The following is a 23,301-nucleotide window of genomic DNA, read 5'->3' as shown; positions in this document are numbered from 1 at the left end:
ACAGCCGTGCAGAGGCCTCCGCCACAGATGAACCATAAGTAACAATGATACTTCCCCCCCACAGAAATTTAAAGGGCCGGTCGATGGGCCATTCCCCGCGAAAAAGAATTCTAAACCACTATAAATGCTTAATTTACGCCGTTTCTTTTTCATCCGATGGGCACAAAATAAGGCCGTTCAACCCATAAAACAATATCCTTTATTCTTGCCAATTCAGGAGCTTGAGGCACCTAACCAGTGAGCTTACCGCACGATGCCTATGAGCCCTTCGACTCATATCTCCGAACGATTCCACCCACCCTTCGCCTGCAGCCCCTTCGTCCGACGGCGGGGCGGGGGGACGAACGCCGGCGTTTTCCTGAAAGCGCGGCCAAAACCCCGTGCAAACCCCTCACGAAAATGCTAGAATAATGCCGTCAGTTTTAATGAAGTTCGGTCAAGTTTAATCGTTTATCTTTAAGGAGGCGTTTTGTAGTGAAGAAATTTGCGGCGGCGTTGGCGTGTCTTTGTGCTCTGCTCTGTGGAAGCTGTGCCTTTGGCGAGGATAAGCCCCTGGTCGTGGGCTTCGCCCAGATCGGGGCGGAGAGCGGCTGGCGCACGGCGGAGACCGACTCCGTGCTCTCCGCAGCCAAAGAGCTGGGGATCGATCTCAAGTTCAGCGACGCTCAGCAGAAGCAGGAAAACCAGATCAAGGCCATCCGTTCCTTCATCGCTCAGGGCGTGGACGGAATCCTCCTGGCTCCCGTCGTCGAGACCGGCTGGGAGCCCGTCCTGAACGAGGCGAAGAAGGCCGGCATCCCCGTGATCCTCTTGGACCGCGGCATCGTCACGGACGACGACTCCCTTTACGTCTGCAAGATCACGTCGGACTTCGTCTTCGAGGGACGGGAGGCCGCCAAGTGGGTCGCCAAAGAATTGAACGGAAAGGGCAACGTGGTCCAGCTTCAGGGGACCCCCGGCGCCTCCGCCGCCCTGGAGCGGCAGAAGGGGTTCGAGGAGGAGCTCGCCCAGCACCCCGACATCAAGATCCTGGAGTCCCAGACCGGCGACTTCACGATGGAGCTCGGAAAGCAGGTCATGGAGGCGTTTCTGAAGAAGTACGGGAAGGACATTCAGGTGGTCTACGCCCACAACGACGACATGGGGCTGGGTGCCGTTCAGGCGATCCGCGAGGCTGGATTCAAGCCCGGAACGGACATCAAGGTCATCACGATCGACGCGACCAAACACGCCTTCCAGGCGATGGTTGATGGGGACATCAACGCGGTCGTGGAGTGCAACCCGCTGCTTGGCCCCCTGGCCTTCGAGACCCTGAAGAAGGCCATCGCCGGCGAGACGCTGGAGAAGTGGATCGTCCAGAAGGACGAGCTGTTCGAGATGTCCCAGGCCGCGGAGCTGATCGGGCTTCGCAAGTACTAGGTCAAGTACTGGGCTTTAATGGTGGAGCCTCCCGACCCCCTTTCGAGGACGTGTCGGAGAGGGATATTTTTTGGGGCAGGTGATCTTGAGTGGTATCGGAAGGAACCGTCCTGCTGGAGGCATCGAACGTTTCTCTCTCCTTCCCCGGAGTGAAGGCCCTCGACCACGTCGACTTCACGCTCCGGCGGGGGGAGGTCCACGCCCTCATGGGGCAGAACGGGGCTGGAAAATCGACCCTGATCAAGGTCCTCTCCGGCGTCTGTCGTCGCGATGAGGGGTCCCTGCGCTTCAAGGGGCGTGAGGTTTCCTTCGGGACGCCCCTCGACGCGCAGAGGGCCGGCATCGCGACGGTGCATCAGGAGGTCAACCTGATCCCCACGCTCTCCGTGGCCGAGAACCTCTTTCTCGGCGCGTTCCCCAGGCGGGGGCTCCACCGGATCGACTGGGCCAGGATGTTTCGGGAGTCGGAGGAGCTCCTGGCCCGGCTGAACCTTCGGATCGACGTGAGCGAACGACTGGAGAGCTACTCCATAGCGGTCTGGCAGCTCGTGGCCATCGCGCGCGCCCTCCGGATGTCCTCGGACGTCCTGATCCTCGACGAACCGACGTCGAGCCTCGACGCGGAGGAGACGGCCCTCCTCTTCGACGTGATGCGGGACCTGAAGCAAAAGGGGCTGGGCATCCTCTTCGTCACCCACTTCCTGGAGCAGATGTACGAGGTCGCCGACCGCGTCACGGTGCTGCGCAACGGGTGTCGGGTCGGGGAGTACGAAGTCGCCGACCTGCCCCGCATCGACCTGGTCACGGCCATGGTGGGGCGGCAGGTGGAGGAGGGGACCGGGGCGCGCCGGACCGAAAAGGGTCGGGGCGGGTCCACTCCCTTCCTCGACGTTCGGGGAGCGGGCCGCAGCGGGGCGATCGAGCCGCTGGACCTCTCCATCGGCCGGGGGGAGGTCGTCGGCCTCGCCGGCCTCCTGGGGTCGGGCAGGAGCGAGGCGGCGCGGATGATCTTCGGGGCCGACCCGGCGGACCGCGGGGAGTTCCTCGTGGAGGGACGGCGGGAGAGGATCGCCTCCCCCAGCGAAGCGATCGCCCTGGGGTTCGGCTTCTGCCCGGAGGACCGGAAGGCGGACGGGCTCGTCGGCAAGCTCTCGGTCCGGGAGAACATCATCCTGGTGCTGCAGACAAGCCGCGGCTGGGCCAGGCTCTTGAGGCGCGCCGAACAGGAGCGGATCGCGGACCGATTCATCCGGGCGCTGCAGATCAAGACCCCCGGCGCCGAGCAGGCGGTCGAGAAGCTCTCCGGAGGGAACCAGCAGAAGGTCGTCATCGCCCGCTGGCTGGCCTCCAACCTGCGGTTTCTGATCCTCGACGAGCCGACCCGCGGCATTGACGTCGCGGCGAAGTTCGAGATCCAGAAGCTGATCCTGTCCTTGGCGGACGACGGCCTGGCCGTGCTCTTCATCTCCTCGGAGCTGGACGAAACGGTCCGCTGCTGCGGGCGCGTCGCCGTCCTTCGGGACCGGCGCAAGGTGGAGGAGCTGTCGGGCGCCGACGTCAACCGGGAGAGGATCCTGCAGGCCATCGCCAACGCCTGAGGAAGCGCCTCTTGCCTTGCGGGCAGGCCATTGATTGAAGCTTGAAGGGGGAGTCGTCGTGCTGAAGCCATCGGGGAACCGAACGTCGCGGCCCTACCTGTGGGCCCTGTCGTTCTGGCTCCTGCTCCTGATCTTCAACCTGTTCTTCACGGAGAACTTCTGGGCCATCGAGGTCCGGGACGGGCACCTCTACGGCAGCCTCCTGGACGTCCTGCGCCGGGCGGCGCCCACCGTCCTGCTCTCCATGGGGATGACCCTGGTCATCGCCACCGGAGGCATCGACCTCTCCGTAGGGGCCGTCATCGCCATCGCGGGGTCGGCAGCCGCCCTTTTGGCCCGCGCCCACTGCCCCCTGCTCCTGGTCGTCGCAGCTCCGCTGGCCCTCGCGGCCGTTGCGGGGCTCTGGAACGGGCTCCTCGTGACGCGCCTCGGCATCCAGCCCTTCGTGGCGACGCTGATCCTCATGGTGTCGGGGCGCGGCATCGCCCAGCTGCTCTGCGGTGGGCAGATCGTCCGCTTCTCGTACCCCGCCTTCGAGTTCCTCTCGTCGGGGTTCCTCCTGGGCCTGCCGTTCTCCCTCTACGTGACCGCGCTCCTCTGCATTGGAGCGGGCCTCGCGGCGCGCAGGACGGCCCTCGGACTTTTCGTCGAGGCGATCGGGATCAACCCCTCCGCCAGCCGCTACGCGGGCGTCAACGCCTCGGCGGTCAAGGCCCTCGTCTACGTCCTCTCGGCCCTCTGCGCGGGCGTCGCCGGCCTGCTCCTGACGACGGAGATCCGGGCGGCGGACGCCAACAACGTCGGCCTGAACCTGGAGCTGGACGCGATCCTGGCCACGGTCATCGGGGGGACGCCGATGACCGGCGGACGCTTCTGCCTCCTGGGCTCCATCATCGGAGCGCTGATCATCCAGACCCTGACCACGACGATCCTGGCCCAGGGCGTGCTCCGACCGGCGACGCTGGTGGTGAAAGCGCTGGTCGTCATCCTGATCAGCCTCATGCAGTCGCCTGCGGTGCGCGCCGGCATGGCGCGGATGAGGGCTGCGCTGTGAGGCCCCTCTGCGGACGGAGGCCGGGGCGGATCAGGGCCCGCCACATCCCGTTGCTGGCCACCCTGTCGGTCTTCCTGCTGCTCTTTACGGCGGCCTCCCTGCGGTTCCCCAGCTTCTTCTCCCTGAGGGTGTTCGTGAACCTCCTCATCGATAACGCCTTCCTGGGCGTCATCGCGGTGGGCATGACGTTCGTCATCCTGTCGGGCGGCATCGACCTCTCCGTGGGGTCCGTCGTGGCCTGCACCGGCGTCCTGATGGCCAGGCTCGTGTCCGTCCACGGGCTCAACCCCTTCCTCGTGATGGGGCTCGTCCTCGTCCTCGGCACGGCCTTCGGCGCCCTGATGGGCGTCCTGATCGCCTGCTGCGACCTCCCCCCCTTCATCGTGACCCTGGGCGGCATGTTCTTCCTGCGCGGCGCCGCGCAGATGATCAGCCTGGAGTCCATCCCGCTGAAGTCCCCGTCGCTGACGGCGATGGCCTCCTTCGGCATCCCTCTGACGGAGCGGGTCAACCTGCCCTTCGTGGCGCTCGTCTTCCTGGGGGTCGCCGCGGCCGCCACCTGGGTCGCCCAATCGACGGCCTTTGGCAGGAACGTCTACGCGATAGGGGGCGGCGAGAGCTCGGCCGCCATGATGGGGCTGCCCGTCCGCTCCTGCAAGGTGCAGGTGTACGCCCTGTCCGGCTTCTTCGCCGCGCTGGGGGGAATCCTGTACAGCCTCTACACGTTCTCAGGCTACGCCCTGGCCGGCATCGGGCTAGAGCTCGACGCCATCGCCTCGGTCGTGATCGGGGGCACGCTCCTGTCGGGCGGGATCGGCACCCTCCCCGGCACCATCGTCGGGGTCCTGATCCAGGGGGTGATCCAGTCGTTCATCAGCTTCGAGGGAACCCTCAATTCCTGGTGGACGAAGATCGTGGTGGGGGCGCTCCTCCTCCTGTTCATCCTCCTTCAGACCTGGGTGGTGCGGTCGGCGCGCTTCGCCGTCCCCACAAAGAAAAACCCTCCGGAAGCCAGCCAGTAGGGCGGCCTCCGGAGGGTCGGCTGACGGCCTCAGCTCCTGGGGATCGGGACCGTCCAGCCGAAGGGGTCGGGGCGGCTGCCCCACTGCAGGCCCGTCAGCTCGTCGTAGAGCCTTCGGGAGGTGGGGCCGATCTCCCCCCCGTTGACGACGTAGCTCTTGCCCTCATAGGACAGCTCTCCGATGGGAGAGATCACCGCTGCGGTGCCCGTGCCCCAGGCCTCCTCCAGCGTTCCCTCCTCCGCGGCCCGCGTCAACTCATCGACGCCGATCTTCCGCTCCTCCACCGTCATGCCCCAACTCCGCATCATCTCGATGCAGGACTTTCGCGTGATGCCCGGCAGGATGGACCCGTCGGCCAGGGAGGGGGTGACGACCCGCCCCCCGATCTTGAACATGACGTTCATCGCGCCGACCTCCTCCACGTACTTGCGCTCCACGCCGTCCAGCCACAGCACCTGAGCGTAGCCCTTCTCCATGGCCCGGTCCCCCGCCCGGTTGCTCGCCGCGTAGTTCCCTCCGCACTTCGTGTAGCCCGTGCCGCCCCGCACCGCCCGGACGTCCTCCGTTTCAAGCATGATTCGGACGGGCTTCAGGCCTTCGGGGAAGTAGCTGCCCACCGGCGACAGGATGATGGCGAACGTCGCCCGATGGATGCCGTGCAGCGCCAGCGCAGGGTCCGTCGCAAAGACGAAGGGGCGGATGTAGAGCGACGTTCCGGGGTCCGACGGCACCCAGGACTGATCCGTCCTGACGATCTCCTTGATGGCCTCCACCGTGTCCTCCGGGTTCAGCTGGGGCAGGCCGATGCGCTCGCAGGAACGGTTGAGGCGCAGAGCGTTCTCCATGGGGCGGAACAGCTGCACGGCGCCGTCCGCGCGTCGGTAGGCCTTCAGCCCCTCAAAGACCTCCGCGCCGTAGTGAAAGACGCTGGCCGCAGGCGACAGAACGATGGGGCCGAAGGGGACGATGCGCGGCCCGTGCCACCCCTCCGCGTCGCTGTAGTCCATCAAAAACATGTGGTCCGTAAAGACGCTCCCCCAGCCCAGCTCCTTCGACGGGGGCAGCTTCCCCGGACGCTCGTTCCTCGTAAACGCAATCTTCATCGTCATGACCTCCAGAACCTAAGACAGCCCCCGGCCGCTAACGGATCTCCAGCGCGTGCGCCATGTTCGCGCGCACGTCGTCGCAGCATCCCTTGAACTCCGCCAACTCCTCCGCCGACATGGGGATCTCCACCACCTGCTCCGCGCCCCCTGCGCCCACCACGGCGGGCACGCCAATGAAGATCCCGCTCTCCCCGTACTCGCCCTCGAGGCGCGTCGCGACGGGCAGGATCTGCTTCTCGTCCAGAAGGACGACGCTCGCCATGCGCGCCGCCGTAGAGCTGATGCCGTACTCCGTGCACTGCTTGCCGCTGAACACCACCCAGCCCGCGTCCCGCGCCTCCTTGCGGATCGCCTCGTGATCGAAGCGGAAGCGCTCGTCCGTCTTCTCCCACTCCGTGAGGGGCTTACCGCCAAAGGACACCGCAGACCAGGGCACCATCTGGGACGCGCCGTGCTCTCCCATGACGTAGGCGCAGATGGACTTGTGGTCCACCCCCGTCTGACGCGCCAGGGCGGACCGCAGGCGCGCCGTGTCAAGCCCCGTGCCCGTGCCGAACACGCGACCCCGCGGCAGCCCCGACAACTCCGCGAAGCGCCAGGCCACCACGTCGCAGGGGTTCGTGATGTTGATGACGACCCCGTCAAAGCCGGACTCCATCACCCGATCCACGTAGCCGTTGACGGCCCGGATGGTGAAGTCCATCTCATCCAAACGGGTCTTGTTGCCCGTGGCCAGCAGTTGGATGTGCCCCGCGCTGTTCACCAGCACGTCGCAGTCCTTCAGGTCCGGGAAGTCCCCGGAGCGCACCTCGACGCGGTGCGGCAGGTAGCAGACGGAGTCCATAACGTCCTGAGCTTCGCAGTCCGCCTTCTTTCTCTCCTTGTCCACCAGGATGATCTCGTCCGCAATGCCCTGAACCGCAAGGCTGTAGGCGACGTGCGCTCCAACGTGTCCAATGCCGATGATGCCGACCGTCCTCTTCTTTCTCCGCATACTCGATTCACTCCTTGACTTCTTGTTTCCTTAAAAGCCAACGCCCGTTGACTTTAAGAAAGCTGCCGCACGTCCCCGAACCCATCCGGGGGCGGAGGCACCGATAAGACCATGCCACCGTCCCCGCGTGGGGAACCAGCCGGCGCGTTCAGCGCCTTTCTCTCTCGCTGCGCCCGAGGGTCAGGACCATTCGGAGCAACGCCCCTCCGTTCTTCGCCACGGCCGTCCAGACTGCGGCCGCCAGGAACACGAGCGCCCCCAGGCCCAGCACCATCCTACCGTACTTCCTTGGGTTGTTGTCGAAGTACTGCAACATTCGGTCCGCGTATCCCGCCCGAACGTCCTCCTCCGGGAGGCCGCGCGCAGCGGCCTGCAGCGAAAAATACGTTTCGACGCGCGTCCCCTCGTAGGGCTGGACCAGGACAAAGAACGAAGAGGCCGGCCCCTTCTCCCGCCTGTGGAGGCTCTTGACCAGGACCAGCTTGTCCTCCAGCCGGATCGTGTAGAAATACGACGCACTGTTCTTCTTGTCCCTTGGGAAGTGCACGCCCGTGTCCTCCAGCGCAGCGGTGACGCGCGCGTACCTCGCCTTCGTGGTGTGCAGGACCTTTAGATCGACGATCTCGGGGATGCCGTGGGACGCCACATCCCAACAGATGACCCCGCCCGCAAAGATCACAGCGAGCCCCACGATGAACGAAAAGGCCTGCAAGGCCATCAAGAGCTTCCTGATCACTGAAAACACCCGCCAATCTTCGAAAGATCGCAAAGCCGGTGCCGGAATGCCCTCTCCCTGCGCGCCTTGGCCGACACCCCGACCTCGCCTTAAGCATAATTGATCTATTATACAGCATTTTCGGACCCGTCCCGGCTCCTCGCGCCCCGGTGACACTTCCTTTTGACGGCACTTCCCGATATAATACGTCAAATTCCGGGCGGGCTGCCCGGCGTATCTTTGACGGACGGGAGTTTTTCGATCATGACCAACGAGGACAGAGGGTCCGCGCGGCGCGCTCTCTTCGACACGCTGCCGGTCGTCGCCGGCTACATCGTCCTGGGGACGGGGTTCGGCGTGCTGCTCAGCACGAGGGGCTATGGCGCGCTGTGGGCTCTCGCCATGGGGCTCGTCGTCTACTCCGGCACCATGCAGTTCGTGGACCTCGAGCTGATGGCAGGGGCCGTGTCCCTTCCTACGACGGCCCTCACTGCCCTCATGGTCAGCGCCCGGCACCTCTTTTACGGCATCTCCATGGTGGACCGCTACCGGGGCGCGGGCTGGAGGAAGCCCTACCTGATCTACGCCCTGACGGACGAAACGTGGTCCCTGGCCTGCAGCGCGGAGGACCGGCCGGGCTTTCACCGCTACTGCTTCCTCGTGTCGCTGTTCAACCACGCGGCCTGGCTCGCCGGCACGACGCTGGGCGCCCTGCTGGGGCCCTTCATCCCCTTCGACACGAAAGGAATCGACTTCGCCCTCACGGCGCTCTTCGTGACCCTCTGCGCCGAACAGCAACTGACCGCCCGTCGTCGTTCCCCCGCCCTCGTGGGGCTCGCGTCGTCCCTCGTCTGCCTCGCGATCTTCGGTCCGGACCATTTCCTGATCCCGACGATGCTTTCCATCTCAGCGGCCCTGCTGCTCCTGCGCGGAAGACTGGAGGAAGACAATGACTGACCTGTTCTGCGGCCCCCACGCGCACGACGCCCTCATCGTCCTCGTCAGCGGCGCCGTGACGCTGGCGCTGAGGTTCCTGCCCTTCATCACCTTCGGGCGCAGGACGCCCGCCATCGTCGCGTACCTGGGACGGGTCCTGCCCGGAGCCATCATGCCCATGCTGGCGGTCTACTGCCTGCGGAACGTAAACCTGACCGCCGCGCCCTACGGCGCGCCGGAGTTCCTCGCCTGCGCCGTGGCCGCCCTCCTGCACGTTCGGCTGCGCAGCCTGCTCCTCAGCGTCCTCTGCGGCACGGCGTGCTACATGTTCCTGGTGCAGACGGCGTTCTAAAAGGCGCCCGCCCCCGCCTTCCCTAAAAGCGCAGCACGCGCCCGGCCCGCTCGCCCGTGAGGCGGCCCCGGTGCGCCGCCAGCCGTCCGGCCACCCACACGGACTCGATGCCGACGGGTGGGTCCGTGGGGTGTTCGTAGTCGTTGCCGTCCGCGATGGTCCCCGGGTCGAAGAGCACCATGTCCGCGTCCATGCCCGGCCGCAGGAGGCCCTTGCGCGTCAGCCCAAGCCGCGACGCGGGCAGGGAGGTCATCCTGCGGACGCCCTCCTCCATGGAGAAGAGCTTCAGGTCCCGCGCGTAGCGCCCCAGGACGCGGGGGAAGGTCCCGCAATAGCGCGGATGGACGAACTCGCCCCGGAGCGCGATGCCGCCGTCGGACCCCACCATCACCAGCGGGTTCACCATGACGTTCCGAACGTCCTGCTCCGTCATCGTGAAGTAGACGCCCTGATCGCACCCCCGGTTCTTCAAAATGACCTCCAGCAGCGCGTCCACCGCGTCGGTCCCCATGTCCTTCGCCACAGCCTCCAGGTTCATCCCCTTGTACTGCGGCGTTCCGGGCAGCTCTCCAAGGACGATCCCCCGCGGCCCGTTCCCGTGCTCCATGCACTTCAGCCAGCGCTCGGACGCGGCCATCTCGTCGTGCAGCGGCCTGCGCCGCACGGGGTCCGACAGGAGCTCCACGATGCCCGCCACGCCACCCTCGTGCACCCACTTCGGCATGAGCGAGCGCATGGTGGAGCTGGCGGCCGTGTAGGGGTACTGGTCCACCGTGACGTCGACGCCCTCCGCCCTGGCCCTCTCGATGATGCCAAAGAGGTGCGCCGCCATGCCGGGCCGGTCCCCCTCCCGTGCCTTGAGGTGCACCACCTGGACGGGGATGCGGTTCACCCGCCCCACGTTGATGGTGGCCTCCACGCACTCCGGCGACCTGTCGGCCTGGTTTCGCATGTGGGAGAGGTAGAGCCCCCGACGCTTCGTGAGGCCGCCCGCCACGAACTCCAGTTCCGCGTCCGACGAGTAGATCCCCGGCGGGTAGGCCAGGCCGCTGGTCAGCCCGAACGCCCCCTCCTCCATGCCCTGTTCCACCAGCTCCCGCATCCGGTACAGCTCGTCCTGCGACGGGGCCCGACTCGCGAAGCCCATGACGCACAGGCGCACCGTCCCCTGACCGATGAAGGAGCCCACGTTGACCCCCAGGGGGAGCTCCTCCAGGCGCGACAGCCACTGGCCGAAGCTCTGCCAGTTCCACTTCAGCTTCCGGCCGGACCGCGTCACCCCCGCGTACTCGTCCAACTGGACCACCCGCTCCGGGACGACGGGCGCCGGGCTGATGCCGCACTGCCCCATGACGATCGTCGTCACCCCCTGCAGCAGGAGGTTCTCTCCCTCCGGGTGCAGGGGCAGGACGAAATCCGCGTGGCTGTGGATGTCGATGAAGCCAGGAGCCAGCATCCTGTCCCCCGCCTCCACCTCCGCCGCGCCGCCGCAGGGCGCCACGTTCCGCCCCACCTCCACGATGACCCCGTCCCGGACGCGCACCCCGCCCCGATACCACGCGCTCCCGCTCCCGTCACAGATACGGGCGTTCGTTATAACAAACTCCGACATGCAATCCCATCCCTTGGTAAAACAACATAATGACAAAGACGACAGACTCCACCATCGCAAGGTTCATTATTTCACGAATAAAAAAATCGCTCAAGTCAAAACGCTCCCCTTATGGTAAGATAGATGCGCTTTTCCTTGCAGGATAACGCGTTTCAATTTCTTTCTTTAAAATAATGAAAGGATTTGCACAAAGCCACACATTTACGAAAGGCCCGCAGGACGGTCGCGCCTGCCGCAACGCACGACGCTCAACGGTTCCGGCTTTGTCGCATGGTTCCGAGCTAATCTTTCTCAAGGAGGGTTCCTGGTGTTAAAGTACACGCTGCGCCGACTTCTGATGCTCATTCCCGTGCTTGCGGGAGTCGCGCTGATCGTCTTCACGCTCCTCTACATCACCCCCGGCGACCCCGCCCGAATGGCCCTGGGCGAGGACGCACCCGCGGAGGCGGTGGAACAGTTCCGCATCAACTACGGCTTGAACGACCCCTTTTTCGTCCAATTCGGCCGCTACTGTTACAAGGCCGCCCTCAAAGGCGACATCGGGCGGTCCTACGTGACGAAGGCCCCCGTCAGCGAGGAGCTGATGGCCCGGTTCCCCATCACGCTGAAGCTGGCCTTCTGGGCCGTGGTCCTGGGTGTGGCCCTGGGACTTCCCTTCGGAATCATCTGCGCCATCCGACAGTACTCCTTCTTCGACTCCATCACGATGGTCCTCGCCCTGATCGGCGTCGCCATGCCGAACTTCTGGCTGGGCGTGCTCCTCATCCTGCTCTTCTCCGTCAAGCTGGAGTGGCTGCCACCGTCGGGCTTCAACACCTTCGCCGAGATGATCATGCCGGTGTTCACGCTCTCCGGCGGCACGCTGGCCGTCATCACCCGCATGACGCGCTCCAGCATGCTGGAGGTCATCCGCTCCGACTACATCCGCACGGCACGCGCCAAGGGGCAGAAGGAGTCCGTCATCATCTGGCGGCACGCGCTGCCCAACGCCCTGATCCCCATCCTGACCATCATCGGGATGCAGTTCGGCAGCCTTCTGGGCGGCGCCATCCTGACGGAAACGGTGTTCTCCATCCCCGGCATCGGACGCCTGGTGGTGGAGTCCATCAAGATGCGCGACTTCCCTGTCGTCCAGGGCGGCGTGCTGTACATCGCCGTCGTGTACTGCATCATGAATCTCGTCGTAGACCTTCTCTACGCCTGGGTTGACCCCAGGATCAAGGCCAAATACCGCTAGGGGGAACGTGAAGAGATGATCCTGAAGAAGAACAGCATGCTGCGGCTGACGCTGATCCGCCTGCGGCGCAACAAGCTGGCCATGATCGGCCTGGCGGTCCTGATCCTGCTGATCCTCGTCGCCGTCTTTGCGGACTACGTGGCGCCCTTCAAGTACTCGCGCCAGAACCTGCGGGAGGTGCTCCAGCACCCCAACGCCAAGCACCTCCTGGGGACCGACGAATTCGGGCGCGACGTCCTGAGCCGCCTGATCTACGGCGCGCGCGTGTCCCTGCAGGTGGGGCTGGTGTCCGTTTCCATCGCCCTGGTGCTGGGCGGCGCCCTGGGCGCCATGGCGGGCTACTACGGAGGCTGGTTGGACAACCTCCTGATGCGCCTGATGGACGTGCAGCTGGCCATCCCCTCCACGCTCCTGGCCATCGCCATCGCCGCGGCCCTGGGTCCCGGCCTCTTCAACCTGATGATCGCCGTGGGCATCTCCTCGGTGCCGCGCTTCTCGCGCCTCCTGCGGGCCTCCGTGCTCTCGGTGAAGGAGATGGAGTTCATCGAGGCTGCCAGAGCCATGGGCGCCAGCGACTTCCGCATCATCCTGCTGCACATCCTGCCCAACTGCTGCGCCCCGCTCATCGTCCAGGCGACCTTGAGCGTGGCCGGCGCCATCCTCTCCTCCGCCGCCCTGAGCTTCATCGGCCTGGGCATCCAGCCACCGTTCCCGGAGTGGGGCGGCATGTTGTCCAGCGCCCGCGGCTACCTGCGCGGCAGCGCCTACCTCAGCATGTTTCCGGGCATCGCCATCGTCGTCACCATCATCGCCCTGAACTTCCTGGGCGACGGCCTGCGGGACGCCATGGACCCCAAGCTGAAACGCTGACGGGAGGGGCTCGACGATGAACGACAACGAACTGCTCCTCGACGTCCGCGACCTGTCCGTCCAGTTCGACACGGACTCCGGCGTGGTGCACGCCGTCAACCACCTCAACCTCCAGCTCCGGGAGGGACGCGCCCTGGGCTTCGTGGGCGAGACGGGAGCCGGAAAGACCACCACGGCCCTGGCCATCCTCCAGCTCATCCAGTCGCCCCCCGGCGAGATCACGGGCGGCGAGATCCTGTTCAAGGGGCAGGACGTCCGAAAGATGACGGACGCGGAGCGCCGCCACATGCGCGGCAGCCAGATCGCCATGATCTTCCAGGACCCCATGACCTCCCTGAACCCCATCATGACCGTCGAGGAGCAGATCATGGAGATGATCTCCCTGCACACGGACCTGAAGGGCCACGAGGTCCGGGACCGCGCCTACGAGATGCTGGGGCTCGTGGGGATCCGCACGGAGCGCGCCAAGGACTACCCCCACCAGTTCTCCGGAGGGATGCGCCAGCGCGTGGGCATCGCCATCGCCCTGGCCTGCCGGCCGAGCCTGCTCATCGCGGACGAGCCCACCACGGCCCTGGACGTCACCATTCAGGCACAGGTGCTGGAGCTGATCAAGGACCTGCAGCAGAAGGTGAAGACCTCCATGCTGCTGATCACCCACGACCTCGGCATCGTGGCGGAGACCTGCGACAGCGTCGCCATCATGTACGCGGGGCGCCTCGTGGAGTACGCGGACCTGCGTCAGCTCTACGGGAACCCGCTGCACCCCTACACCCACGGGCTCTTTGACGCCGTTCCCGACCTGGACACCCCCCTCGGCCAGAAGCTGGCGGTGGTCCCGGGCCTCCCGCCCGACCCCACGAACCTGCCCACGGGATGCAGCTTCTCTCCGCGCTGCTCCCAGGCCCAGTCCGTCTGCTTCGAGAGGGCCTGCGGCATGGTCGAGGTGGAAAAGGGGCATTTCGTCGATTGTCACTTTCCGAAGAAGATCGAGGGGGGAGCCAGGCTATGAGCGGCACAAAGACGGCCCCGGAGGCGTTTCTGGAGATTCGGGGACTCAAAAAATACTTCGGCGTACACGGAGGCCTGCTCCACGCCGTGGACGACGTGTCACTCTCCATCGGCCGGGGCCGAACCCTGGGGCTGGTGGGCGAGTCCGGCTGTGGGAAGTCCACCCTTGGGCGCGTCGTCATCGGCCTGATCGAGGCCACGGGCGGTGAGGTGCTCTTCGACGGCCAGGACTCCCTCAAGTTCACGGGGGCGAAGCGCAGCGAGTTTCGCCGCAGGGCCCAGATCGTCTTTCAGGACCCCTTCTCGTCCCTGAACCCGCGCATGTCGGTGTCGCAGCTCATCGCGGAGCCCCTCGTCATCAACCGGGCCTGCCCCCACCGGGAGCTGGACGCCCGCGTCAAAAAGCTGATGGACACCGTGGGCCTGGCCTCACGGCTCATCACCTCCTTCCCCCACGAGCTGGACGGCGGGCGGCGGCAACGGATTGGCATCGCGAGGGCCCTGGCCCTGGACCCGGACTTCATCGTCCTGGACGAGCCCGTATCGGCGCTGGACGTCTGCATTCAGGCCCAGGTGCTGAACCTCCTGGAGGAGCTGAAGAAGGAGAGGGGCTACACCTACCTCTTCATCTCCCACAACCTGAGCGTGGTGCGCTACGTTTCCGACGAGGTGGCGGTAATGTACCTGGGGCAGGTCGTGGAGAAGGCGGACAACACCACCCTGTTCAAGAACCCCGTCCACCCCTACACGCAGGCCCTGCTCTCCGCCGTGCCGACGGCGCGCCTCAGCGGGCGCCGTCAGAGGATCATCCTGGAGGGTGACGTGCCGAGCCCCATCAACCCGCCCAGCTCCTGCCGCTTCATGGGGCGCTGCGCCTACCGTCAGGACGAGTGCCTGGGTGGGACGCCGCCCCTCACGGAATACGAGCCGGGGCACTTCGTGGCCTGCCGCTTCGCCGGGCGCCTGACCCGGAGCCGATCTTCATGAGCGGAGAACGGGCCGAGGGCACCCTCCCCTCCCGGCTGCGCTGGTACGTCGGCGTCCCGCTGGGGACGAACCCCCTGATCCTGCTGGACCTCTCCATCCTGCTGACCATCGGCTGGTCCGTGAGCTGGCTCTCCCTCCTGGCGCTTCAGGCGGGGTTCGGCGGCTACGTGGACGCCTCCCACGTCAAGGGGGCCGCCCTCGTGTCGGGCTACCTGGTCCTGGCTTTCCTGGGGCTGTTCGCGGTCGTGTGCTTCGTCGTCATGAGGAATCGCTACGCGGCGCTCTACCGCTTCGACGAGGAGGAGGCCTTCTGCGACAACATGAGGTCCAACCCCCACGCTGTGGACGGGCAGCGCCTGCACTTCACGGGCTACCCCATCGAGCCGGTCATGGAGGTCATTCGCAGTACGGAGCGCCGCGCCCGGTGGGAAGACGTGACGGCGGTGCAGCCCATGGACGCGATGCGGGTCCTCCTGCTAAGGGGCCGCCGGGGCGTGCTGATGCGGGTCTACTGCCCGGACGACGCCACCTACGACCAGGCGCTGCTCTACGCGGAGGCGCACCGGAAGAAAACTGATACCAGTTCGCGTTAAAAAGAAGTGCTTGGTGCTCTTGCCCCCTGTAAGTGGGGCGTCCCTTTAACCATTGATCATAGGGCCTCTGCGAGGCCTTATACTACCCGGAAGGAGTGTTTTGTTTTGAAGAAGCGCGTTTTTCTGTTCCTGTTGGCGGCGGCGTTCGCAGCTCTGGCCTGCGGCCTCGCCGTGGCAGCGCCCAAGGACGAGATCGTCGTGGGCACGGCGTCGGACGCGAAGTCCCTGGACCCCCAGATGGCGAACGACACCTCGTCCAGTTGCGCCCTGATCCAGATGTACGAGCCGCTGTTCGAGTTCTCGCCGGACAAGAAGCTCGTCGGATATCTGGCGGAGAGCTGGAAGCAGCTCGACCCGACGACGTGGGAGATCACGCTGCGCAAGGGCGTCAAGTTCCACAACGGCGACGAGCTGACCGCCGAGGACGCCGTGTTCACGCTCCACCGCATGACGACGCCGAAGGCTGCAGCCGTGAAGTCCTACGGCGCCAACATCGACCCCGAGGGGCTCAAGGTCATCGACCGGTACACGTTCCAGGTCAAGTCCTCCGCCCCCATGGCCGGCTTCCTGGCTTACCTGAACCACTCCTCCTCCTACATCCTGAACAAGAAGGTCGTGGAGGCTGCGGGCGAGGACTACGGCAAGGAGCCCATCGGCACCGGCCCCTTCAAGTTCGTCTCCGCGCTGAAGGGCGACCACATCACCTTCGAGCGTTTCGAGGACTACTGGGGCGAGAAGCCGAAGTTCAAGACGCTCAAGATCCGCACCATTCCGGAGACCACGAGCCGCGTCATCGAGCTTGAAACGGGGAACATCGACATCGCCTACGGCCTTCCCACCAGCGACTTCAAGCGCCTGCAGGAGGAGGGCAAGGTCAACGTCTACAACAAGCCGGGCCTCTCCATCACCTACATGGGCTTCAACACGCAGACGCCGCCCTTCGACAACCCCGAGGTCCGTAAGGCCATCACGATCGCCATCGACCGCGAGGCCGCTCTGGACGTGGTCTATCAGGGGCTGGGCCGCGTGCCCACCAGCCCGCTCCTGCCCATCAACAACTACTTCCCCGAGCCCGTCCCCGTGGAGTACGACCCCGACAAGGCCAAGGAGATGCTGGACAAGGCCGGCGTCAAGGACCTTGCCTTCACCATCTACACCAACGAGAACAAGCAGCGCAAGGACTACGCCGAGGTCATCCAGAACATGCTCTCCGAGCTGGACATCAAGGTCGAAATCCAGGTCCTGGAGTGGGGCACCTTCCTGGATCAGCTGAAGGCCGGCAAGCTGCCCGTCTTCATGATCGGCTGGTCCGCCTCCGACATCAACCCGGACCCGGACGCCTACATCAAGGCGGCCATGCACTCCAAGTTCGCAGGCCCCTCCAACCGCGTCTGGCTGAAGGACGCCGAGGTGGACGAGCTGCTGGACAAGGGGACCGTCACGCCGGACGGCCCGGAGCGCGCGGAAATCTACAAGCGCTTCTGTGACCGCGTGAACGAGCTGAACCCGTGGTGCTACCTCGCCATCGCCGACACCCTCTACGGCACCAACAAGGCCCTGAAGGGCGCGGACAACTTCTATCGCGGCATCATCAACCGTCTTGACGGCGTGTACTACGAGTAGCGCATCGGCACCTCAAAACGACGACGAGGGGGCCCGGGCGTTTGCCCAGGCCCCTGTCGTTTCGCCCGTCGGTCGCCGGCGCTTCAGGACCGTTTTTTGACGATGCGGTCCCCCAGCCGGGCGCCCCACACCTCCCCGTCCTCGCCGAAGTAGAGCCGAAACTCCGTCTCGGACAGGCCGGACCTCAACACCGCCCGGAAGGGGTGGACCATGAGGACCTCCATTGCCTTGCCGCTGTTTGTGGCGGCGACGCCCTCTCCGTCGCGCTCCATCAGGATGTCCGCGCCCTCCCCCGACTCGTACCGTCCACAGGCGGAGCGAAGGGTCGCGTCCGTCCAGGGACAGCTACGCCAGCGGCTCGCCGGTCGAGGATCAAGTCCCATGGAGAGCCGCAGCGCCGCGTCCGCCAGCAGGGACACGGGAACGTCCTCCGTGTTGCACAGCACGATGGCGCCGCGCTCCAGCTCCGGAGACCAGGCCATATGCGACGACACGCCGGGCAGGCTGCCGCCGTGGCGGATCACCGTGACGTCCTCAAGGAAGCTGATGGAGAGCCCGTAGCCATAGAACTGCTGGCTGCGCGTTGGGATGCGCGGGCGGCACATGGCGCGGACGCCCCTGGCGGAAGCCAGACGGCCGCCTCCATCAATGGCCCCTTCGTTCAGGTACATGCGGAGGTACTTCTTCATGTCGGCCAGAGTGGACTTCATCGCACCGCCGCCCATGAGGACGAAGGCGTTGCGACAGAAGTTCAGGTCCCCCTCCGGCGCCGCCTCGGAGTAGAGCTTCGCGACGTTCGCGTCCTGCGCGGGGCGCAGAAACTCGCAGGAGCTGCGGGTCATCCCCAGGGGCTCCAGGACCTCCCGCCTCACGCAGGCAGCGTAACTGTCCGCCCCACTTGCGCGGTGGATGACCTCAGCCAGGAGGCCGTATCCATCGTTGCAGTAGCTCATGTACTCCCCCGGCTCGCCGATGCGCTCCGACGCGGCGCTCATGGCCCCCGCCACCCTGTCGACGCCCGCACGGGCCAGCTCGTCGCTGAAGGCCGGGTCCTCCGGACCGTCAAGCGGGAATCCCAACTCCTTCGCCACGGGCTCCAGCGTCGTCCGCGGCAGGGGGAAGTACCCGCCGCTGTGGCTCAGGAGATGGGCCAGCCTCACGGGGTTCGGGCCCGTGTCCTTGAAGGAGGGGCAATGGGCCGACATCGGGTCCTGAAGGGAGAGAGAGCCCCGCTCGGCCAACTGCGTCATCACCAGGGCAGTGAAGGATTTTGTGATGGACGCCAGCCCGAAGATCGTGTCCTCGTCGATCGCCAGGCGGCGCTCCGCGTCGCGGTATCCGGCCAACTTCTGCCAAAGCGTGCGCCCCACCCGGTCGATCACGGCCACGGCGACGCCCCGGGCGCGGTGAACCTCCATCACCTCCGCCAGATACTCCTCGTACCGACGCTCAAGATCGCTGTTCAAGCTCATCAAGCTCCTCCTCCGCCGCCCACGACAGGGACCGGCCTTTCATCGTATCCAAGTATCATCCCGCGCCGTTGCCCGCAAGGGGCCCCTCGCAGGAATTCCCGCTGTCCACCGCAAGCCGGACCAGAGCGTCCGACACCGCCCCCGCGATGAGGGCCACGGCCTCCGCAGCGTCATGGGCTGCTCCTAGAGGGGCGGCGCAGACGCCCATCGTCGCCAGAAGCCCCCGCGCAGCGGACAGCGCCTCGTCGGGGGAGAGCAGCCCCCACTCCGCCTGGTCCATCAGGTGCACGACCAAGGACACGGGGGCCAGCAGGCCGTCTCGGGCATCTAGCCCCGCCAGAGCCGCGGCGAAGCGCGCGCGGTCCAGCGCTCCGCCCCCGCGGCGATAGCGCGCCCACAACGACTCCTCCGTCACCCCGAAGCGCTCCGTGCGCCGCAGGACGCCGTGCTGGCTCTGAGGCGTCAGGCCGCTCTGCAGCCGCAGGGCCTCCTTCACCGCGGCCTTCACCACGCGCCCCACCGCCGAGCCCAGCTTGCTGTGGTTCCCCGTGTCGGTGAGGCGCAGGGAACTCGCTGCGTTGGCCACCACGATGGCGCCGTCCGTCCCCGACCCCGTCGCGATGCCGTGGGAGTAGCGGCTGGGGACGGCCAGCTCCTGAAGGGCAGCGGCCTTCGCCTCCGTCAGGGTGATCAGGGCGCGGGTCAACGCCCCCTCGCTGAGGTCGCAGTTGAAGTGCAGGATGACGTTGACCGTCCCCGCTGGGGAGGCGGAGCGACGCTCCGCCTCCTCGTCCCAGTCGGCCGGGTCGCCGGAGCGCCCCGCGTTGACGTCGAGCCCGGCGGTCACCAGCGCAGTGACCTCAGCGGAGCCCCAGCCGTCCTCCAGGATCGCCATGTGCCCCATCCCGGCGGAGGTGGAGAGTCCGACGCTGACGGCGGGGTCCAGCCCAATCTCCCGCGCGATCAGGGCCAGGTGCTCGGCATAGGTCGGAGCCCGCATCGTGCAGTACTCGCCGCCCTTGATGCTGTAGCTGTAGTTGAAGGCCTGCCGCAGGTCCGTGCGCAGGCCACCGTTGAAGGGCGACGTGCTCAGAACGCGGCGTGGCCCTCCGAAGGTCAGCACCGCGGCCCGGCCCGCCTCCCCCAGGCGCCTCGCCACGTCGCCGCACGCCGAGCTCCAGACCTTCATTCAAAAAGCGTCCCCCAAGGGAAACGGAAACTCCAGTTTCTTTGCGGGCCATAAGGCCATATCGACAGAGGTCATCCTGTCCACCTCCGGGTCAAATTATACCCCAGACAAACTCGTCGTTCCGAACGTCCAGAGCGTGCCCTTGCGGCGCGGGCCGTACAGTTTCCCCGCCTCATGGCACTAGGATTTGATAGAGGCTTCACATTGGATACCGGGAGGCGTACACTGTTCCTGGGCAAGCCGGGGGCGTCCCTGCGCGTTGAACGAGCGGGAGCGCTACCGGAACGCCTGAGATCGCGCAGCCAAATTTGAGAACAATCTGGAGGAAACCCATGAAGCTGTTTTTGACGTCCTATCTCGCCGGAACGAAAAACCTCGTGAACGATTTTTTGTCGGAGTTGCAGCCCAGGGAGATCGTCTTTGTGCCTACCGCGGCGAACGTTGAGGAATATCGAGGCTACGTCGATGAAGCGATCGCCGCATTTCAGGAAATGGGCTTCGAGCTGAGGATGTTCGACGTTTCCAAGGCGGAGCCGGAGGAAGCGCTTTCGATGATCAAGGCCTGCCGTTGTCTTTACGTTTCCGGAGGAAACACCTTCTACCTGCTGCAGGAGTTGAAGAAAAAAGGGCTCGTCACGGTCATCAAAAGCAGGGTGAAGGACGGCATGTTGTACGTAGGAGAATCGGCAGGGGCAATCATCGCTGCCCACAACGTCGAATACAGCCAAATCATGGACGACAGGTCCATCGCTGTCGAGCTTGAAGACTGCTCCGGACTTGGCCTCGTCGATTATTGCGTCCTGCCGCACAGCGGCGAGTTTCCCTTCGTCGAGGCTGCTGCCGAAACCATTGCCAGGTATGGCGAGGAATTGAACCTGGTCCCGCTGAACAATCGTGAAGCCGTCGTCGTCGATGGGAATGGCTACAGCGTGAAACTCGAAGAGTAGGGCTGATTCCCGTTCGGGTTTTCAACGCCACCCATGGGACAAAAACCGCTCCCCTGGTTTAACCCGTCATGCGCCTGAAATTTTCAGGAAGGGGAGCGGTCGCTCGAAAAACGTCTAGGGCTCTCCCGTTCAGCTTCCCTTCAAAAACTCCTCCGAGAACTGCAGCTGACGGCCAAGCGCAAAGACGGCTTCTCTCAGGTCCGCCGGGGCGGCGCAGAGCTCGCCGCGCCAGCGCCGAAGCATCTCGTAGTAGAGGTTCTGCGCGTCGTAGAGGCTCAGGCGCCATTGAAAGCCCTCCTGAAACGTCCGCACCATATCCGTCGCGGCCCGGACCTGCTCAAGGTCCAGGGGGTTGCCGCACAGGCGCATCGTGCGCGTCTTGAGCCACTCCGAAACGGCAAAGCAGAGCCGGTCGGACCGGAGCGCGATCTGGCGCTGGACCGACAGGGACAGGATGCGGTTCAGGGCCTCGAAGTCCGGGAGGTCCTGCCTCAGGATGTCCAGGAGGGAGGCAGTCATGACGATCTTCGCCGCGGAGGCGATGATCTCGGGCGGGCGCACCTCCAGGGTCGCCATGTACTCCAGGAGCTGGTCATAGTTCTGCACGATGCTGCGCACCACGGCCTCGATGCGCTGTACGTCCTGCTTCAAGAGCTCGTCCAGCAGGCAGCGTTGGGCGTCCGCAGGGATGTGCCTCAGGGAGTACAGCGTGTAGCCGAAGCGATCGACCATGGGCCTCTCCATGGCGGGAGCAAAGAGGCGCCTCAACTCCAGAGCCTCCTGGTTGGAGACGGGGCGCATCTCCTTCTCCGGCGTCACGCCGCAGAGGAGGGATATCCCGCCCCGATGGTTGGCGGCGAACAGGAAGGCGCTGCTCTCCCCGGTGATGCGGGAGGTGACGCGCACCGTCCCCGCGGAGAAGGCGGAGGCGTCCTCCGAGTTGTCCCGCAGGATGAGGGTACTCCCCGCCAGGTTCCAGCACCCCTCCCGGAAGCTCTGCCTGAAGCCCTGAAGGAGGGAGGTGATGCCGTAGTAGGCGGCCAGTTGGGGCATGTCAACGCGCCCCTGCTTCACCAGGAGCTCGTAGACCTTGGCCCCGTTCTTCAGCTCCGGGACGTTGCTGGGGGCCTCGCTCAGGAGGTCCAGAAACGCCGGCTCCAGGTCGCGGCCCAGGAACCGGTCCGCCAGCTCCATGGCGTGTGCCGCGTAGCGCATGACCTGCACCGGCTCGATGCGGGACACCTCGTCGAAGAACCAGCCGCAACTGGTGAACATCAGGAGCGCAGCCCGCTGCATCTCCAGGAGGGAGATGGCGCGAACGCGCTCCTCGTCCGTCAGGGAGCGGGAAGCGTTCTGCTTCAGCCAGTCCTCCACGCGCTCCGGCGTGCGGTCCAGGATCAGGTCGATGTAGCGATTGCGGGCCTCCCACGGGTCCTTGAGGAGCTTCCCCGCCTCCCGCTCGAAGGGCGCGATGAGCTCGTCCCGAAGCATGTCCATGGCGCGACGCAGGGGGGCGCGCCACCTCTGATGGAATCCGGGCGTCCCCGTGCTGCACCCGCAGTCGCTGCGCCAGCGCTCCACGCCGTGGGCGCAGCTCCAGGAGGAGTTCTCAATGATGCGGACCTCCCAGTCCGGCGGGTAGAAGGCCAGGTACTCGCCGTAGACGGTGAGCGTCGCGTCCCTGGAGCGGTCCACCGTCTCGAGGCAGTAGGCCAGGGCCATGTCCCCGTGGTCGTGGTGGTGCCCATAGGACTCGCCGTCCGTGGCCACGTGGGACAGGAGGGGGAAGCCGCGGTCCGGGTGGGCCTCGATGAGCTGACGGGCGAAGTGTTCGCCGTTGTCCAGCATCCCCCCGAAGGCGATCTTCTGGGACAGGAGGCCGTCGTAGAAGAAGAGCGCGATGCTGCGGCCCGATGGGAGGCTGCAGCGGTAGGGTCGGGTGGTGTCGATACGGCCTCCCTTTGCGTCCTGCCACACGCCCCCGCCGCAGGGGCGCACGGAGTCCGCCTGATAGGGGGAGAGCACCGTGAAGAGGATGCCGTGCTCCGCCAGCACCTCGAGGGTCTCCGTATCGACGGCGGCCTCCGCCAGCCACATGCCCTCAGGCCTGCGGCGGAAGCGCTTCTCGAAGTCCGCTATGCCCCAGATCACCTGGGTTTCCTTGTCGCGTCGATTCGCCAGGGGCATGATGACGTGGTTGTAGACCTGGGCCATGGCGGGGCCGTGGCCTGAGAAGCGGCGCACGCCGATGGCGTCGGCCTCCAGGATGGCGTCGTAGCACAGCGGGTCGTTCTCCTGAAGCCACGAGAGCAGCGTCGGCCCAAAGTTGAAGCTCATGCGCGAGTAGTTGTTGCAGATCTTGACGATCTTTCCGCCGTCGTTCAGAATCCGGGAGGCGGCGTTGCGGCTGTAGCACTCGGCGGCGATCCGGGCGTTCCAGTCGTGCCACGGCGCGGCCGACTCCTGAAGCTCCACCGTTTCAAGCCACGGGTTCTCGCGCGGCGGCTGGTAGAAGTGGCCGTGAATACAAACGTAACGAGGCATGGTGCAGATTGCAGCTCCTT

20 protein-coding genes are annotated in these 23,301 nt (G+C 65.6%); 13 read left to right on the top strand and 7 right to left on the bottom strand.

The window, feature by feature from the left end; all coding sequences use genetic code 11:
• Positions 1–474: 474 nt before the first annotated feature.
• The 4 genes from ACO41U_RS02115 to yjfF all read left to right on the top strand — a co-directional run bounded on the left by ACO41U_RS02115 (position 475) and on the right by yjfF (position 5,093).
• The gene (locus ACO41U_RS02115; protein ID WP_485941293.1) at positions 475–1,419 is read left to right on the top strand and encodes an ABC transporter substrate-binding protein; all 945 of its coding nucleotides are present in this window, start codon (positions 475–477) and stop codon (positions 1,417–1,419) included.
• Between the two features lie 89 nt (positions 1,420–1,508).
• Positions 1,509–3,017: a sugar ABC transporter ATP-binding protein gene (locus ACO41U_RS02110; RefSeq protein ID WP_485941292.1), complete on the top strand. Its 1,509-nt coding sequence runs from the start codon at positions 1,509–1,511 to the stop codon at positions 3,015–3,017.
• 34 nt (positions 3,018–3,051) lie between these two features.
• Positions 3,052–4,071, top strand: coding sequence for an ABC transporter permease (locus ACO41U_RS02105; RefSeq protein WP_298780822.1), 1,020 nt, complete (start codon positions 3,052–3,054; stop codon positions 4,069–4,071).
• Positions 4,068–5,093: a galactofuranose ABC transporter, permease protein YjfF gene (yjfF, locus tag ACO41U_RS02100; protein WP_485941291.1), complete on the top strand. Its 1,026-nt coding sequence runs from the start codon at positions 4,068–4,070 to the stop codon at positions 5,091–5,093. The genes ACO41U_RS02105 and yjfF overlap by 4 nt, the downstream gene beginning before the upstream one ends.
• A gap of 29 nt (positions 5,094–5,122) precedes the next feature.
• Here the strand turns inward: yjfF and ACO41U_RS02095 are convergent, their stop codons facing one another.
• The 3 genes from ACO41U_RS02095 to ACO41U_RS02085 form a co-directional block, all read right to left on the bottom strand.
• On the bottom strand, positions 5,123–6,196 hold the full coding sequence (locus ACO41U_RS02095) for a branched-chain amino acid aminotransferase (protein WP_485941290.1): 1,074 nt from the start codon (positions 6,194–6,196) through the stop codon (positions 5,123–5,125).
• A 37-nt stretch (positions 6,197–6,233) separates the two neighbouring features.
• Positions 6,234–7,193 (bottom strand): L-lactate dehydrogenase, encoded by a 960-nt coding sequence (locus tag ACO41U_RS02090; RefSeq protein WP_485941289.1) that lies wholly within the window; start codon positions 7,191–7,193, stop codon positions 6,234–6,236.
• A 148-nt stretch (positions 7,194–7,341) separates the two neighbouring features.
• Complete coding sequence (locus tag ACO41U_RS02085) at positions 7,342–7,938, bottom strand: hypothetical protein (protein ID WP_485941288.1); 597 nt, start codon at positions 7,936–7,938, stop codon at positions 7,342–7,344.
• Between the two features lie 234 nt (positions 7,939–8,172).
• On the opposite strand from ACO41U_RS02085, the gene ACO41U_RS02080 reads away from it, so the two are divergent.
• Together ACO41U_RS02080 and ACO41U_RS02075 are read left to right on the top strand one after the other, a co-directional pair.
• Positions 8,173–8,865, top strand: coding sequence for an AzlC family ABC transporter permease (locus ACO41U_RS02080; protein WP_485941287.1), 693 nt, complete (start codon positions 8,173–8,175; stop codon positions 8,863–8,865).
• On the top strand, positions 8,858–9,196 hold the full coding sequence (locus ACO41U_RS02075; protein ID WP_485941286.1) for a branched-chain amino acid transporter permease: 339 nt from the start codon (positions 8,858–8,860) through the stop codon (positions 9,194–9,196). Before ACO41U_RS02080 ends, ACO41U_RS02075 begins: the two co-directional genes overlap by 8 nt.
• Positions 9,197–9,218: 22 nt before the next feature.
• Here ACO41U_RS02075 and ACO41U_RS02070 read toward each other — a convergent pair whose 3' ends face one another.
• Entirely contained in the window at positions 9,219–10,808 is a 1,590-nt protein-coding gene (locus tag ACO41U_RS02070) for an N-acyl-D-amino-acid deacylase family protein (protein ID WP_485941285.1), read from the bottom strand.
• A 307-nt stretch (positions 10,809–11,115) separates the two neighbouring features.
• On the opposite strand from ACO41U_RS02070, the gene nikB reads away from it, so the two are divergent.
• From nikB to ACO41U_RS02040, 6 genes are all read left to right on the top strand, one after another.
• The gene (gene nikB / locus ACO41U_RS02065; protein ID WP_298778915.1) at positions 11,116–12,045 is read left to right on the top strand and encodes a nickel ABC transporter permease; all 930 of its coding nucleotides are present in this window, start codon (positions 11,116–11,118) and stop codon (positions 12,043–12,045) included.
• Positions 12,046–12,060: 15 nt separating this feature from the next.
• Positions 12,061–12,915, top strand: a complete 855-nt coding sequence (locus tag ACO41U_RS02060; RefSeq protein WP_298778917.1) for an ABC transporter permease — start codon at positions 12,061–12,063, stop codon at positions 12,913–12,915.
• Positions 12,916–12,931: 16 nt separating this feature from the next.
• On the top strand, positions 12,932–13,927 hold the full coding sequence (locus tag ACO41U_RS02055) for an ABC transporter ATP-binding protein (RefSeq protein ID WP_485941284.1): 996 nt from the start codon (positions 12,932–12,934) through the stop codon (positions 13,925–13,927).
• Positions 13,924–14,913: an ABC transporter ATP-binding protein gene (locus ACO41U_RS02050; protein WP_298778921.1), complete on the top strand. Its 990-nt coding sequence runs from the start codon at positions 13,924–13,926 to the stop codon at positions 14,911–14,913. The genes ACO41U_RS02055 and ACO41U_RS02050 overlap by 4 nt, the downstream gene beginning before the upstream one ends.
• Entirely contained in the window at positions 14,910–15,506 is a 597-nt protein-coding gene (locus tag ACO41U_RS02045) for a hypothetical protein (protein ID WP_298778923.1), read from the top strand. The genes ACO41U_RS02050 and ACO41U_RS02045 overlap by 4 nt, the downstream gene beginning before the upstream one ends.
• Before the next feature lie 105 nt (positions 15,507–15,611).
• A complete protein-coding gene (locus ACO41U_RS02040; RefSeq protein ID WP_485941283.1) occupies positions 15,612–17,129 on the top strand; it encodes an ABC transporter substrate-binding protein in 1,518 nt (505 codons plus the stop codon).
• An 83-nt stretch (positions 17,130–17,212) separates the two neighbouring features.
• Here ACO41U_RS02040 and ACO41U_RS02035 read toward each other — a convergent pair whose 3' ends face one another.
• Together ACO41U_RS02035 and ACO41U_RS02030 are read right to left on the bottom strand one after the other, a co-directional pair.
• Entirely contained in the window at positions 17,213–18,601 is a 1,389-nt protein-coding gene (locus ACO41U_RS02035; protein WP_485941282.1) for a serine hydrolase domain-containing protein, read from the bottom strand.
• 55 nt (positions 18,602–18,656) lie between these two features.
• A complete protein-coding gene (locus ACO41U_RS02030; protein ID WP_485941281.1) occupies positions 18,657–19,790 on the bottom strand; it encodes an adenosylcobinamide amidohydrolase in 1,134 nt (377 codons plus the stop codon).
• A 332-nt stretch (positions 19,791–20,122) separates the two neighbouring features.
• Here ACO41U_RS02030 and ACO41U_RS02025 point away from each other — a divergent pair, with 332 nt between their 5' ends.
• Positions 20,123–20,737, top strand: a complete 615-nt coding sequence (locus ACO41U_RS02025) for a Type 1 glutamine amidotransferase-like domain-containing protein (protein ID WP_485941280.1) — start codon at positions 20,123–20,125, stop codon at positions 20,735–20,737.
• A 129-nt stretch (positions 20,738–20,866) separates the two neighbouring features.
• On the opposite strand, the gene ACO41U_RS02020 is transcribed toward ACO41U_RS02025, so the two are convergent.
• Positions 20,867–23,281: a DUF3536 domain-containing protein gene (locus tag ACO41U_RS02020; RefSeq protein WP_485941279.1), complete on the bottom strand. Its 2,415-nt coding sequence runs from the start codon at positions 23,279–23,281 to the stop codon at positions 20,867–20,869.
• Positions 23,282–23,301 lie beyond the last annotated feature (20 nt).

Source organism: Fretibacterium sp. (genome assembly GCF_057312375.1).
Note: the sequence above shows the minus strand (reverse complement) of the source record. Positions and strands in the feature narration are given on the sequence as shown.

Coding starts and splice junctions, on each gene's coding strand:
- ACO41U_RS02090 (WP_485941289.1), bottom strand. CDS start 7,193: ATGCGGAGAAAGAAGAGGACGGTCGGCATCATCGGCATTGGACACGTT.
- ACO41U_RS02035 (WP_485941282.1), bottom strand. CDS start 18,601: ATGAGCTTGAACAGCGATCTTGAGCGTCGGTACGAGGAGTATCTGGCG.
- ACO41U_RS02030 (WP_485941281.1), bottom strand. CDS start 19,790: ATGAAGGTCTGGAGCTCGGCGTGCGGCGACGTGGCGAGGCGCCTGGGG.
- ACO41U_RS02055 (WP_485941284.1), top strand. CDS start 12,932: ATGAACGACAACGAACTGCTCCTCGACGTCCGCGACCTGTCCGTCCAG.
- ACO41U_RS02070 (WP_485941285.1), bottom strand. CDS start 10,808: ATGTCGGAGTTTGTTATAACGAACGCCCGTATCTGTGACGGGAGCGGG.
- ACO41U_RS02020 (WP_485941279.1), bottom strand. CDS start 23,281: ATGCCTCGTTACGTTTGTATTCACGGCCACTTCTACCAGCCGCCGCGC.
- ACO41U_RS02060 (WP_298778917.1), top strand. CDS start 12,061: ATGATCCTGAAGAAGAACAGCATGCTGCGGCTGACGCTGATCCGCCTG.
- ACO41U_RS02095 (WP_485941290.1), bottom strand. CDS start 6,196: ATGAAGATTGCGTTTACGAGGAACGAGCGTCCGGGGAAGCTGCCCCCG.
- ACO41U_RS02075 (WP_485941286.1), top strand. CDS start 8,858: ATGACTGACCTGTTCTGCGGCCCCCACGCGCACGACGCCCTCATCGTC.
- ACO41U_RS02025 (WP_485941280.1), top strand. CDS start 20,123: ATGAAGCTGTTTTTGACGTCCTATCTCGCCGGAACGAAAAACCTCGTG.
- ACO41U_RS02050 (WP_298778921.1), top strand. CDS start 13,924: ATGAGCGGCACAAAGACGGCCCCGGAGGCGTTTCTGGAGATTCGGGGA.
- ACO41U_RS02045 (WP_298778923.1), top strand. CDS start 14,910: ATGAGCGGAGAACGGGCCGAGGGCACCCTCCCCTCCCGGCTGCGCTGG.
- ACO41U_RS02080 (WP_485941287.1), top strand. CDS start 8,173: ATGACCAACGAGGACAGAGGGTCCGCGCGGCGCGCTCTCTTCGACACG.